The organism is Paenibacillus taichungensis (assembly GCF_003287275.1).
Classification (GTDB): Bacteria; Bacillota; Bacilli; order Paenibacillales; family Paenibacillaceae; genus Paenibacillus; species Paenibacillus taichungensis_A.
Map to the genome: position 1 here is coordinate 326,553 of NZ_QEVW01000005.1, position 13,932 is coordinate 340,484.

11 protein-coding genes are annotated in these 13,932 nt (G+C 45.7%); 3 read left to right on the forward strand and 8 right to left on the reverse strand.

Annotated features, from left to right (window positions below; translation table 11 throughout):
• Positions 1-137 precede the first annotated feature (137 nt).
• The gene (locus DC345_RS06580) at positions 138-965 is read left to right on the forward strand and encodes a protein-glutamine gamma-glutamyltransferase (protein WP_113052423.1); all 828 of its coding nucleotides are present in this window, start codon (positions 138-140) and stop codon (positions 963-965) included.
• A 187-nt stretch (positions 966-1,152) separates the two neighbouring features.
• On the opposite strand, the gene infC is transcribed toward DC345_RS06580, so the two are convergent.
• The 6 genes from infC to DC345_RS06610 all read right to left on the reverse strand — a co-directional run bounded on the left by infC (position 1,153) and on the right by DC345_RS06610 (position 9,368).
• Complete coding sequence (infC, locus tag DC345_RS06585; protein ID WP_113052424.1) at positions 1,153-1,644, reverse strand: translation initiation factor IF-3; 492 nt, start codon at positions 1,642-1,644, stop codon at positions 1,153-1,155.
• Between the two features lie 125 nt (positions 1,645-1,769).
• The gene (locus DC345_RS06590; RefSeq protein ID WP_090896715.1) at positions 1,770-2,702 is read right to left on the reverse strand and encodes a manganese-dependent inorganic pyrophosphatase; all 933 of its coding nucleotides are present in this window, start codon (positions 2,700-2,702) and stop codon (positions 1,770-1,772) included.
• A gap of 306 nt (positions 2,703-3,008) precedes the next feature.
• Complete coding sequence (locus DC345_RS06595; protein ID WP_309304320.1) at positions 3,009-3,761, reverse strand: metallophosphoesterase family protein; 753 nt, start codon at positions 3,759-3,761, stop codon at positions 3,009-3,011.
• 93 nt (positions 3,762-3,854) lie between these two features.
• Complete coding sequence (locus DC345_RS06600) at positions 3,855-4,862, reverse strand: LLM class flavin-dependent oxidoreductase (protein ID WP_113052426.1); 1,008 nt, start codon at positions 4,860-4,862, stop codon at positions 3,855-3,857.
• 193 nt (positions 4,863-5,055) lie between these two features.
• On the reverse strand, positions 5,056-6,993 hold the full coding sequence (locus DC345_RS06605) for an LTA synthase family protein (protein WP_113052427.1): 1,938 nt from the start codon (positions 6,991-6,993) through the stop codon (positions 5,056-5,058).
• Between the two features lie 104 nt (positions 6,994-7,097).
• Positions 7,098-9,368 carry a putative PEP-binding protein gene (locus DC345_RS06610; RefSeq protein ID WP_181586510.1) on the reverse strand — a complete coding sequence of 757 codons (2,271 nt, stop codon included), beginning with the start codon at positions 9,366-9,368 and terminating at the stop codon, positions 7,098-7,100.
• A 251-nt stretch (positions 9,369-9,619) separates the two neighbouring features.
• Between DC345_RS06610 and DC345_RS06615 the strand changes: the two genes are divergently transcribed.
• On the forward strand, positions 9,620-9,997 hold the full coding sequence (locus DC345_RS06615) for a VOC family protein (RefSeq protein WP_024631833.1): 378 nt from the start codon (positions 9,620-9,622) through the stop codon (positions 9,995-9,997).
• Positions 9,998-10,252: 255 nt separating this feature from the next.
• Positions 10,253-10,921 carry an SOS response-associated peptidase gene (locus DC345_RS06620; protein ID WP_113052429.1) on the forward strand — a complete coding sequence of 223 codons (669 nt, stop codon included), beginning with the start codon at positions 10,253-10,255 and terminating at the stop codon, positions 10,919-10,921.
• 100 nt (positions 10,922-11,021) lie between these two features.
• Here the strand turns inward: DC345_RS06620 and DC345_RS06625 are convergent, their stop codons facing one another.
• Positions 11,022-12,620, reverse strand: a complete 1,599-nt coding sequence (locus tag DC345_RS06625) for an AraC family transcriptional regulator (protein WP_258530578.1) — start codon at positions 12,618-12,620, stop codon at positions 11,022-11,024.
• Positions 12,621-12,782: 162 nt separating this feature from the next.
• On the reverse strand, positions 12,783-13,781 hold the full coding sequence (locus DC345_RS06630) for an ABC transporter substrate-binding protein (RefSeq protein ID WP_113052430.1): 999 nt from the start codon (positions 13,779-13,781) through the stop codon (positions 12,783-12,785).
• Positions 13,782-13,932 lie beyond the last annotated feature (151 nt).

Consider the following 13,932-nt stretch of genomic DNA (forward strand, 5'->3'; position numbering starts at 1 on the left):
TTTATAAACGAGATCAACAAAATTCAAGCAATTATCGACATTCTTATCGTGTGTTCATGGTGTCATATACTACAGAATACGCGTGCATACCCGTTTGTACAAGGCTGAACATTCAAATGATACTGGAGGTAATGATTATGATCACTGTTGCGAATCAACCGGTTGAGCTGGTGCGTTCGGATTGGTCTGCTTTTGCATGGCATTGGTTGCAACAACTACAGAATAGTACATCCGTATACACATATCAATCCATGGATCATCTTCACTTTGAATGGACGTTGCGCGAGTCTCTGGTGGATGCAGCGGAAGCGCTCGATCGAAGCGGGGTCAGCTTTGCCTCATTCGAGAAATCGAGGTGTAACCCGGCATATTGGAATCGAAATGCTGAAGGTGGCTTTGAGCTAAGGTCTGAGGTAACGCCTGCTGAGGGAATCCGGGACATATGGAAGAATGGTCATCTGTATGCCTTTGAATGTGCAACAGCGACTGTAATTGTTCTATATGGCGGAGTATTAAACAGCATTCGGGAAGATGATTTCAATTCATTGTTTCGCGATCTGCTGCTCTATGATTGGCACTATGACAGCGATCTGCGATTAACAGAGAAGAACGGAAGCGATTCTGCGCTTCCTGGAGATGTATTGTACTTCAAAAATCCGGATGTTTCCCCTGAAACACCAGAATGGCAGGGAGAGAATACCATTATGCTGCGTGAAGACTTATATTATGGTCATGGAATCGGGATTGCAAGCGGGGAAGAAATCATCCGTTCATTGAATCAAAACCGCATTCCTGGAAGTACAGTATCAGCCTATTTAATGGATACGGTTATTTATCCTGACTTTCTATATCTGTCCCGCTATGCCAAGAACAATAACGTGAATTCACAGACAGCCTCATCTACCCCGGTCTTGCCAGGACAGTTGTACGTACGCATTGGCGGCAGCCGTTACTTGCGAGTCTAAACAGCTTGAGGCATGGTTGTTATTAGGAATGTAGAATAGCTTGACGATATTTTATGCTGAAAACCCCTTAGAGCAGCAGGTTAGCTGTTGCTCTAAGGGGTTTTTGAGATCAGTTGGGAGATCCGCGAAATACGACCGGATTGTCTCCCACAGCTCCTTTTTATTCAGCTGAATTCGTTCATTGTTATTATCCAATGGGGTCCAATTGTACAACGACCTGCTTGCCACTTACCTGGATACCCGTCGTTTTGCTGCCATACTCGGCCAAAGATTTGCACAGCTGTTCTGCCCATTCCTTGCCCGCAGTTCCTTCCTTGGCTCCATGCACCTGGATGACAAGCTTCACCGAGTCACCTTTCGTCAGGATACGCTCTGCCTGAGATTGCTTGGTCTCCCGATCGTGGTCTTCCATCTGCAGGTTCAGTCGGATCTCCTTCACTTTACGTTTATCCGGTGATTTTGCAGCCTCCTTCTTCTCTTGTTGTTTTTCCTGTTTCGCTGCTCCAGCACCCATTAATTTGCATGGCGGCGGGCTGGTCATTAGGGACATACAGATCAGATCCACCTTGTGCTGCTTCGCAAGTGCAAGTGCTTCACGCGTAGACATGATGCCGAGATCTTCACCGTTCAAGCCGGTCAGCTGCACTTCAGTCGCTTTAATCTTTTCATTTTTGATCATGGTACACCCTCCTCTACAACAAAAGCCTGTCCTGACCTATGACAGATCAAGAGCAGGCTTGGATGTTGTAACTGAATATTCATCGTATATCTGGACGTAATGGTTATACGTCGGTTTTGTACATATTACAACGAGTTGAACGCTTCGGTCAGAACTGGAACAATTTGCGATTTGCGGGATACTACGCCTTTGAGCAGCGCTCTGCTATCCGACAATGTTACATTGTACGCTTTTTCTACAGCTTTGGTGGAAGCACCATAAGCCAATGCAACCGAATCGTTGTTCAGGATGTCGGTTACGACAAATACGAACAGGTCAAGACCTTTGCTGGAAATAATCGCTTCAATCGCTGCTTCGAGCTCAGGTTGCTTCACAAGCACATCATTCACGTCAACCGCGTTCACTTGTGCAATCTCCACTTTTGCTTGACCCATTGCGAATTCTTTGGCATCCAGGGAGATCAGTTCAGCAATCGTTTTCTGGCTCAGATCCGCACCCGCTTTCAGCATATCCAGACCATAGCTGTCTGCATCCACACCAGCAATGGCAGCCAGCTCACGTGCTGCTGCTACATCCTGCTCTGTGCACGTTGGGGATTTGAACAACAGGGAGTCGGAAATAATCGCGGACAGCATCAGACCAGCAATCGGTGCGCTGATTTCCACGCCGTTTTCTTTGTACAATTTATTCAAAATGGTTGCTGTACAACCTACAGGTTCTGCACGGAAATACAAAGGCTGGCTTGTCTCAAAGTTCGCGATCCGGTGATGGTCGATAACTTCAACAACAGTCACTTCCTCAATATCGCTAACACTTTGTTGGCGCTCATTGTGGTCAACCAGGATGACCTTGTTCACTTCGTTAGCTGCCGTTTTGATCAGACGTGGCGCTGCCACTTTGAATTGATCCAGTGCAAATTGAGTTTCGCCGTTTACTTCGCCGAGACGAACAGCTTCAACGTCCTGACCCAATTTTGTTTTCAAGTCTGCATAGGCAATGGCCGAGCAGATCGTATCCGTATCGGGATTTTTGTGACCGAAGATTAATGCTTTTTCCATATTAATAGCCCTCCGTCAATTCTGATTTAGATGAATAAAATGTAATATTTCAATCATACCCTTACTGATTATAGCGTTAATAAGGCTTAATTCCAATCCCTTTACAGCGAATTAATTACAAAATCATGTCAGGCTCTTGCCTTTATACTCCGTAAACGAATGCACAACTCTGCCGTTCCACCAGCTTCAATCCATTGTCGATATGTATACCAATCCACATTCTCAAGAAAGGAAAAGGTTAGGGCTTCAACGGGATTTAATTTATACTTTTGTTTAAAGAGATTTATTTGAATTTCGCCGTGTGGATTAAACCTCGGGACCCTGACGGGTCTCTCCTCTTTTCACAAAAAGAGTCTCTAGACTTCCATCTTCGCCGATCTCCAGCAAGTTTAATTGAGCACCATAAGCACATCCGCCATCAATGCCAATCTTGTCCCCATTCGGATCAAACCATACACCTGGCTCCTTATGCAAGTTTTTGACTGGCGTATGACCGAATACCACCGTCTCCTCAAGCGAGGTTGGTCTTGAATAGAATGGCTCCCGAATCCAAATGAAGTCACGCTCTGACTGGGTCCGCCAATCCTCCACATCCGGATTAATCCCGGCATGTACAAAGATATAACCAGGAATTTCGTATACAAGGGGAAGCTGTTCCAAAAAACGAAGATGATGCTCATAGTGTGTACGGACCCACTGTTTGGCTTCAGTATACACATCCCAGTCCAACTGCTCATCATTCAAAGAAACCTCGACATAGCTGGCCAGCGTCTGTAGACCTCCATTGCGAATCCAGTGTTTGTCATATTCCTCGACATTATGGTTCAGCGCCTTGACCATCATCGCATCATGATTTCCTTTGATCGCAATAATGTTGTACTGCTCGTGCATCTGCATAATCTGCTCCACGACCTCTTTGCTCTTCGGTCCGCGATCGACATAATCACCTAGCAAAATCAGCTCGTCCTGCTCAGGATCGTATGCTGCCAGCTCAAGCAGAGCATTGAATTCGTCGTAACAGCCATGAATATCACTAATGACACATCTGCGAATGTGAATCTCTCCTCTCCCTGATCACGCAAGAGTATAACCGGAACCTTGCAAAGACAAGGCTCCAGCCATTTCAGAATACTAATTCCCTTTCAGTACCGATTAATCCTGCTTTATATTAAAGGCTTCCGCTATCAAGCTGAATGAACGTAAACGATCTTGGAATGAGTGAATCGCGGATGCAATAATAACTTCATCTGCTTCATAGCGTTCAGCCATTGCTGTAATTTTGTCCTTCACTTGATCCGGTGTACCGACGATAGAAAAAGAACGGCGTTGACGGATCTGTTCCATCTCCATGGCCGTAAATGGATAGTTGTTCACCGTTTCCAGGGATGGGAATGAGTTCTGCTCCAGCCCCCGGCCAAGCCGCAGGAAGAATAACTCATTACTTCGAGCCAGTTCAGCGGCTGCTTCTTCGGTCTCTGCACAGAATGCCGACACCGCAATCATGGAATGTGGTTTGTCATTCAGGATAGAAGGCTTGAAGTGTCTGCGATAATGCTTCATCGCTTCCTCTCCACCCGGCGTTCCGAAAAATTGGGCAAACGCGTAAGCGGTCCCTTGTGCTGCAGCAATTCGCGCACCTTCGGAACTGGAGCCGAGCAACCATACTTCCGGAACAGTTGGTACGGATGGCCCAGCAACTAGGGAAGCAAAACGATGATCCTCCGGCAGCTGTTCATGAAAGTATCCACCCAGATCGGCAATCTGCTGTGGGAAAAATTGCACATTCGATGACTTTCCTTCATTCAAAGCTCTGCTGGCAATCGGCATGCCACCCGGGGCTCTGCCAATGCCAAGATCGATTCGGCCAGGGTGTAGAGCTTCCAGTAAACGGAAGTTCTCAGCAACTTTATATGCACTGTAATGAGGCAGCATGACGCCGCCTGAACCTACACGAATTCGATCTGTATGTGCTGCGACATGTGCAATCATAACTTCCGGACTGGAAAATGACAGTGCTCCGCTGCCATGATGCTCCGACATCCAGAAGCGGGAGAAGCCCAGTTCATCTGCATGTTTGGCAAGAGTTACAGTCTCCTGAAGGGTATCCTGTACCGTCCGTCCCTCATTAATATGTCCATGTTCAAGTACACTAAGTTTCATCTATATTCATTCCTTTCGTCATCTGCGTTAGTGGCTCCATCTCCCATTGTAACATTATTGATTACAGTTTCAAAGGATATCTGCTTCTCAGTTACACGTTCATTACACGAAGAAATGTACGATGAATAAACAAATAACGCCACCAGCTCGTGAGCCAGTGACGTTATAGTATTTCATACATATAAGAATTCAATTACGGTGCACGTTTGGGCAACAGCTTCACATACTCGTCAGACAGCTTCATCAAATTGAGCACATGCTCATAATCGGAACGGTACGGCTCCAAATCCGTGACGGGTTCATACGTTTTTAACGAGTAGGCTGTTCCATCATCAAAGCCCGCACCCGGAATAAACATAATATCATTATTCACAAAAGAACCTGTCGGCAAATAATACCGGATACCGAACGCATTATGGTCCATGTTAAGTAGATCGTGTCCAAATGCTGTGAATTTCTCTTCCTTCAAAGAAACCCCCATGAGGTTCATCACCGTTGGCAGTATATCCAATTGACCGCCAGGCTGTTCTATGACTTGACCTTTCGCCTGTTTCGGCGTGTGGATCAAGAGCGGGATATTGAAGCGGCTAACTTTACCATCATAGGGCACACCAAGATTGGTCTGAATCTGCTGAGTTATCTCATCATTTGCCGGAAGACCGAAATGGTCGCCATATATAACGAGTGTTGTGTTATCCCATAGCCCGTTTGCCTTGAGTTCATTGATCAGCTGACCTACCGCATAATCCGTATAATTGATCGCTTGCAGGTAATCATGCAGCAACGTATTGGTGATTGTGGCCGGGATGGTAATTCTCGCTCGGTCCGCAGGAACCGTAAACGGTGAGTGGCTGGATGCTGTAATGAACTGAGCATAGAACGGCTGATTAGCAGCCTGATGCGCAGCCATTTTTTCCACACCTACACGATATAATTCCTCATCCGATGGTCCAAAATCATTAAATTTATCATTCTTGAAGCTAGGCTTGTCGAAGTAACGATTGAATCCAAGCGCCGGATACATTTTGTTCCGGTTCCAGAAAGTGACGTCATTGACATGGAACGTTTCTGACTCATATCCTTCTTTGCCTAGCAGTTTTGGAAGACTTGGCAGATCACGGTCACTATACCCTGCTGACATGGGTACAACTCCAGTTGGATAGATGGATGTGTTCGACATGAACTCAGCATCCGATGTATTTCCCTGTCCGATCTGTTGGAAAAAATGAGAGAAATAATAGCTTTCTTTTGCCAGATCATTCAGAACGGGGGTTAACACCTGACCGTCGAGAGAAGCATTAATCGGGAAGTTTTGAAATGACTCCAGTTGGAGGACAATCAGGTTGCTTCCTTTAGCCTGACCATAATATTTGGTTTTGATAGCCGTGCCTTGACTAAACTTATCCTGATACGGAAACTTGCTAACCAGTTGATTAATCTTGTCGATGGTTTCGTTAATGTTGCCATTCGCAATGGCTTCATTCTCTTTGCTCGTCAGAATCGCAGATGACACCTGATAATTCAGGAAACCGAGATTTTCGGCACGAACCAGCTCATTATCAATTGTTTCCCCTTTGACAATGAAGCTGCCTGACAGCACGATGCAAAAAGCAGCTGTAAGAGCTACACCCAACTTGCCCCAATACCGTCTCCGGCTTCTGCCGAAATGGAGTCCACTGTCGCGGTAGCTGCTGTTACGAGATGAAGCACGACGACTGCGCAAGATAAACCATACGGGCAGTGCCAGTACGATATCCACAAAAAATAGGAAGTGCTCTGGTCTTACCAAAGGCCCGATACTGCCCCTCACTTGGGCGACTTGGCCCAGTTCGCTGAGTGCCGTATATGTGGGAACCGAACTGAAATGTACGTTATAGAGTGTCGCCGCGAACAATACAAGCGAGAACAACACATTAAAACCTGCGTACACTGAACGCTTCCAGGTTTTTGGCACGATCAGATCGAGGATACATACCACGGTCAGGGCCCCCAATGCGTCAGTAACGAAACCGATGCCAGACAGACCCTGGAAAAAGAAATACCGCAAAAGCGACAGCTTCAGCAGCATAAGAATGAATAACACGGCAAACAAGGTCCGTGATGAGGTCCGCTCATTTTTGGAATTAAACATGGTCGCTTTCAACCCTTATCTGAAATTTTTACGTTCCTTTTACAAAACGCATATTTCAGTATAACAGTTTTAGGGTTGCTATTCCATGAGGGGATATGGAAATGTTATGCAATCGTCGATATATCGCCGTCCTGCCTGTTCTCATTTGGGTCCTGCTTCTGAGCAAGGAGTGCCGCCTGTGCAGCAGCAATACGAGCTAGCGGTACCTGTTCTGGCAGACAGCTTACATAGTCCAGACCAATACGGTGGCAAAAAGCAATGGAAGCCGGATCGGCTGCATTCTCGCCACAGATGCCTGCTTTTAAATAAGGTTTCCGAATTCGGCCCTGAACGAGAGCCATCTCCACCAACTGCCCCACTCCGTCGATATCCAGTACCTGAAATGGATTACTGGGCAATGAGTGTTGTTGCTCAACAAAATGAAGGAAGGGCTTCTCCATATTGTGACGGCTGTAACCAAATGTCATCTGTGTCAGCTCATCAGTGCCAAACGAGAAGAAGTCCGCATGACGCGCGACAGGAGCTGCAGTCAGTGCCGCTCGAGGAACTTCAATCCGTGCTCCCACTTTGTAAAGACAGTGACGTTTCTCCTCTCCAAGCACCTGGTCCGCTACATGATCCACCAGATCTCTCATGACCTGAAGTTCATTGGCATGAGCTATCAAAGGAATCATAATCTCCGGCCGTACCCATAAACCTTGGCGGATGCCCTTCACCGCTGCACGAAAAATGGCTTCAAGCTGCATATCGTAGATTTCCGGGAAAACGGTTCCCAGTCGACAGTCCTGCTGTCCTAGCAGTGGATATTGTCCCTGCAATTCCAGCACCCTGCGGATAACACGCTCAAGCTCCTGCAGTTCGGTATTGTCCTCCTCCAATGCCTTGAGAGCCAACTGCTCTTGTCGTTCTTTTAACGTTTCAATATCAGGCAGCAGCTCATGCAGCGGTGGATCAAGCAATCGAATGGTTACCGGATAACCATCCATCGCTTCGAAGAGTTGTTCAAAATCAGCCTGCTGCATCGGCAATAGACGTTCCAGTCCACGTTTGCGCTCAGCTTCACTGTCAGCCAGAATCATTTTCTGTACAAAAGGAAATCTCGAAGCAGACAACAACAGTTGTTCTGTTCGACACAATCCAATGCCCTCAGCGCCTAACGCGCGGGCCTTCATGGCGTCCTTGGGATGATCCACATTCGAAAGTATTGTAAGCCCCTTCATTTCATCTGCCCATTCCAGTAGAAGCTGCAGCTCTGGTGATAAAGTTGAAGATGCTTTAAGCAATTCCGTCACATGCCAAGGCTGGATACGTAATATTGCATTCTCTTTGGTGATTACCCCTTCATCCACAAAGTCTACAGTACTCCTCAGCGTCGCCTGTGAGGTTAACCTCGCCTCACTGATTTCCACCAGATACAGGCTCCCTGAATCCACGACAAATTGGATCTCCTGTACCTCTCTCGTGTGGGATTCCAGATAACTGCAAGCATCCTGCAAAAAATCATACACTCCCGGCTCTTCACTTCGTAGTTGTTCCAATCCTTCATTCGAACGCCAGGAAGCAGCAGATGAAACGTAATCACCTGTCATGCCCCGTTCCCCGGTACCCGGATGACGAGAATATACCGTTCCGTTTCCGCTTCGATCACCACACTCGCCATTGACCATCACCTGTATAAGAACAGCTGCTCCATGAGTTTCATCGGAGAAAGGAGAAGGATTACGAAGAAGTTCTTGTTGGGAGCTGGGCCTTATGACACGTTGTGAATCAGAAACTGCACGCATCACTTCTTTTAATTGTAACTGCACATCCTGAGGGAAAGGATGACGTCCTTTCTCTTCTATTAAGCGTTTATATTCTGCGATGGCGAATTCTAGCTTCGCTTCATCGAGTATCGAGATGTCTCCCCATTTTTCTTCAAATAGGGTATACGGAATGTCGTGCACCAGTTGACCATAATCCTGCAATAAAATCCGATAACAATTAAGGGCATACTGACGATCATTCGTTTGCCTCGCGAAACCCTCCACCGTCACATCATTCAGTCCTACATAAAGCAAAGCATGGGATGCCGTATTACGGGAACACGTTTCACTTGACCGGACGGCAAGCAGCAGCGGTGCTAAAGAATCACCGAAGAATTTGCCGGTTTGCTTCTCTAGATGCTGAATTGCGCTGCCAATCTCCTGGGCTCCTTCAGCTGAAAGATGTGCAAGACGGGTACAGAACGTGCGACAGCCTTCCCTTGTTACAATGAATCCGGCCGGAACGGGCCAACCTGCCTGGAGCAACGCCGCAAGTCCAGCCCCTTTACTACCCATCAGCCCTTTCATCTCTGCCGTACCTTCTTCCAATAGAACTACCCGTTTCGTCATTACAGCGCTCCCATCTGCCATTACATGGCTGTGCTTAAAAGGCAATTCGGTCGCTCGAATTGTCCTTTATCTAATGGTATGTCGCAATGCGGCAGTCAAGGACATTTGCTTCCTCTTTTTGTGCTTGAATTGAAGTTGTATGTTGGGCGCTCGTATATGGTAATATAAAGCTTGACTCAATCTAAATAGCTACATCCAAACGCATACATGCTTCAACCATGATCAACTACGTATATAAGGAGTGTAAATCAATGTTTACTCAAGTCGGACAAATTATGTTGTATGTAAACGATCAGGACAAGGCTCTTCAATTTTGGACAGAAAAAGCAGGTTTCCATGTCGTTAACGAAGTCAATGGGAATGGCATGCGCTGGATTGAGATTGCTCCTGTGAAGGATGCCCAAACCACCATTATCCTGCACGATAAAGAATTCGTTGCCAAAATGTCCCCTGAATTAAACCTTGGCACACCATCTCTTATGCTTTTCACAGATAACCTGGATCAACTTTACACTCACTTATCCAATAAACAAGTTACGGTTGGCGAGATTGTAACGATGCCTGGCGGAAGAGTATTCAACTTTGCAGATGACGAAAACAATTACTTTGCTGTTATGGAGAAAAACTAAATCTCCTGACTTAACTGAAGCAAGACGACACACTAAAAAGCCCGTTCATTAGTGAACAGGCTTTTTCTATATATTTTGCTCAAATCCAAACCTGCCTGCATACATCGCTGTTTTCCCATGTTGTTTCGCAGAAATTCCACGTGATTTATTGCATATTTTTTTTCAATTGGATACGCGACACCACATATTACCCGTTTCTAACGTTAAAGATTTGAGTTAAATTACATACTATAGCGTTTTAAAGGAGGCTTCGATATGTGCGGAAGATTCACGATTACAGATCCAATCGAAGAAATTATGGACAGGTACTATGCTTCTATTGCTGAGGGATTTGAGTACAAACCTAATTACAACGCTGCGCCTATGCAATTCATCCCTACAATTATCGGCAGTAAGGACGGTAATCGATTGGGGTCGCTCCGATGGGGTCTGGTTCCTAATTGGGCCAAGGATGAAAAAATAGGCAATAAGATGATAAACGCCCGTGCAGAGACACTCACAGAGAAACCAGCCTTTAAACGCCTGATCAGTTCCAAGCGTTGTATTATCCCATGCTCGGGATTTTATGAATGGAAAAAGGACGGATCCATAAAGCAACCAATGCGGATTTTAATGAAAGATGACTCCATCTTCTCACTTGCTGGCCTATACGATACTTGGATTGATCCAGAAGGCAACAAGCTTTCAACTTGCACCATCATTACTACTGAACCTAACCGTCTTATGACTGACATCCACGATCGTATGCCAGTCATTCTCCGGCCGCAAGATGAAGCGGATTGGCTAAACAAGGAATCGGACAAGGAAAGCGTTCTGAGGCTTCTCAGCCCGTATGAGGCCGATGAAATGATAGCATACAAGGTGGATTCTGCAGTAGGTAATGTGCGAAATAATCACGAGGAATTGATCAAAGAGGTCAGTTAAGAATAAAAAGGAGCAGCAAGCTTATCGCCGCTGTTCCTTTCAGGTGACCACGCCTTTAATTTGATTTTTGAGTTAATTTAGTCTTCACGTGTTGTCTAATTCAGCCCAAATACCGTAGTATATCATCGATCTTCTTCCCATGGGAGATGACACCGTAATTCATCCAGGTCATAAAATCCACCTCATATACGTGACCGCTTTTTACGGCAGGCAGCCGTTTCCACTCATCTCTTTCCAGGAGCTTCCGTTCCTCTCCGGGATAGGCAGAATTCATATTATCAAATGTGATAAAGAGGTGATCTGCTTCAAGCTGACATAGCTGCTCCAGCCCAATACCGACTCTTCGATTTTGGCTTGCCCATTGCTGTACACGGAAATGCGGAGTTAATCCTAAATCTTGATACAATACAGGACCTACGTAACCATAATGGTTCCCATAGAGTGTAATTTCCGATGTAGAAATACGCAAAAAAGCGACGGTTTTTCCACGCATATATCGTTTCAAAAGTTTCTTGGCTGCCTGCGCCTTTTCCTCATAATCACCTATGACATCCTGCACCCGGCTTACCTTTCCCAGCACATCCGCGGTGGATTTCAAAATGGAACGCCAATCCTCTCCCTGATGACCCACGTAAAATGTCGGGGCTACTTGATCAAACCGCTCCAGATTCCAGCGTTGGTATCCGTTGTTCAGCATTATAAATTCAGGTACATTCGTCTCAATAAACCCTATGTCCAGCTGAGAAACATCAAATTCAGGAACATCTTCCAACCCCAAATATTGCTGTCTTCCCCAAGAACGATGGGAAGTTTGCAGTATCGGTTTTATTCCAAGTGCCAGTACAAAATCCTCCAGATACGGTGCAAACACACGTACTTCTTGACGGTAATGACGCCGATATACCCCTGGAGAAACACCTGCATATTGCTTGAATCGGCGACCGAAATAATATTCGTTATTAAATCCGACATTCTGTGCAATTTCATGCAAGCGATCATCGGTCATCTGTAACAGCAGTTTGGAATGCTCCAATCGTACAGCATTTATATAATCAAGCGGAAGCTTGCCTGTGATCTCCTTGAATTGTCGGGTATAACTGGATCTGGTAAGCCGGATCTCTGCTGCCAGATCGTCAACCGTTATGGGCTGATCATAGTGTTCGCGAATATAACGAATCGAGCTTTGAAGCCGGGCACGGTCATCCGGCGATTCAATCTCGGGATCATTTTGCCGAAGCAGCACTCGAAACCACTCCTGAAAACGCAGTTGTATCTCCCATTGGTCCAACCAATTATGAGCAGTCTGCCCACGGGATATCTGTTCCAACGATTTCAGACAGGAACTCCATGGGCTATAATTCAGCTCAATAAGAGGCAACCGATCTAGATCTGATATAAAGGCCGGCGGCTCTTGTTGCACCACTTCATCTGTTATACTCAACTTACTGGCCTTATCTTCTTTCACCTCAGCTACCATCAGCTCAAGTCTATAATATTGCAACTCACTGGAGCCTTCAATCACAATGGTACGTCCAGCTGGAACAAACATAATCATCCCTTTTTCCAAACGAGTGTCCCTATTGTCCAAAGAATCTATTGAGCCATGCCCACCCGTCACTACGAAAAGAGCATGTGATGATGTCTTGTTATATGTCCGCCTGTTGGCGATATCGACTTGGCTATAATCTAAGTATTTCATATGTTGAAGCAAGCATAACCAGGGCTTGGGAATCCATTGCATTATTGTGGGGCACATGTTCATTTCATCTTCCTTAACTGAGAATTATTATCATTTAAAACAGTGTATACGAAAAAAGAAAGCTCTTCAACCCTACTGAAGAACTTTCTTATGGGAGTATGCTTATTGAATCATTTTTTGCAGAAGATCATCAATCTTCATTGAATTGGCTATGACTGCTCCTGATTGCCAGTGCGATCTTTCCATCATGTACACATGTTTGTTTTTAACGGCCGGAAGGGACTGCCACAACTTCCCGTCCAATACTTTGATGGCCGCCTGGTTCTCTTTGGAAGACCAATTCCCATTGGAAGGGAACACAATAATGTGGTCTGCATCCAGCTCCGGAATCGCCTCTTCTGACAGTAACTCCTGATATTCCTTCATGTTAGCTGCCAACGGATGCGGTGTTAATCCAACATCTGAATAGATAAATCCTGCAAGACGATTCTTTACGCCAAACAAAGCTAACGTCTTCTCAGTCACGTTAAGGCGTACAACGGCTACTGTCTCATTTCCAATCGCTTCTTGCAGCTTTGACTTGGCGTCTGCAATTTTGGCTTCAAATTCAGCCGCAACTTCTGCACCCTTTTCCGGTTTACCGACAACATCGGCAATGGTGGTCAAGATCTGATTGGAATCCTGCAAAATGTCCTCAGGCAAACGATACGTCGGTGCTACCTTGGAGTACATTTCATATGTTGCTGCATCCACTCCATCCACAATGATTAGATCCGGATCATATTGAAGTAACGCTTCAATACTCCCAGTCAAATCGAACCGTGGCACATCCAGATCCAGATATTCCTGCACACCCCACATCGGATTATACCACTGTACGACAGGTGTGATATCGAGAGCCTTGAGATAATCTTCCACATAGATACCAGCAATCCGCTGCGGATGCACCGGGATCGTCACATCACCAAATCCATCCTGTACGACACGCGTCTCTGCTTCTTTTTCTGTTGTTTCAGAAGTACTGCCATCCGAAACTGTGGTCTCAGATACAGGAGCCTGTTCTGCTTTTGACTCAGAATTTGCACTACAGCCCGATATAACTACAACCATAAGTAGCAGTATGATCGTCCAACCTTTAAACCCTTTATTGAACCTTACCATGATTCCCTTCACCCCTATGTAATCTGTTGTTGTATTGGTGAGAATATGTTTTATGAATAATGATTATCATTCTCACTCAATGCTTAGATGAATTGTACCTTATGCTGTGCAGAACTCACAATACACATTCGAAGCTATTTTTTTATACAAA

Coding starts and splice junctions, on each gene's coding strand:
- infC (WP_113052424.1), bottom strand. CDS start 1,644: ATGATCAAAAATGAAAAGATTAAAGCGACTGAAGTGCAGCTGACCGGC.
- DC345_RS06610 (WP_181586510.1), bottom strand. CDS start 9,368: ATGACGAAACGGGTAGTTCTATTGGAAGAAGGTACGGCAGAGATGAAA.
- DC345_RS06590 (WP_090896715.1), bottom strand. CDS start 2,702: ATGGAAAAAGCATTAATCTTCGGTCACAAAAATCCCGATACGGATACG.
- DC345_RS06600 (WP_113052426.1), bottom strand. CDS start 4,862: ATGAAACTTAGTGTACTTGAACATGGACATATTAATGAGGGACGGACG.
- DC345_RS06630 (WP_113052430.1), bottom strand. CDS start 13,781: ATGGTAAGGTTCAATAAAGGGTTTAAAGGTTGGACGATCATACTGCTA.
- DC345_RS06615 (WP_024631833.1), top strand. CDS start 9,620: ATGTTTACTCAAGTCGGACAAATTATGTTGTATGTAAACGATCAGGAC.
- DC345_RS06625 (WP_258530578.1), bottom strand. CDS start 12,620: ATGAAATACTTAGATTATAGCCAAGTCGATATCGCCAACAGGCGGACA.
- DC345_RS06620 (WP_113052429.1), top strand. CDS start 10,253: ATGTGCGGAAGATTCACGATTACAGATCCAATCGAAGAAATTATGGAC.
- DC345_RS06580 (WP_113052423.1), top strand. CDS start 138: ATGATCACTGTTGCGAATCAACCGGTTGAGCTGGTGCGTTCGGATTGG.
- DC345_RS06605 (WP_113052427.1), bottom strand. CDS start 6,993: ATGTTTAATTCCAAAAATGAGCGGACCTCATCACGGACCTTGTTTGCC.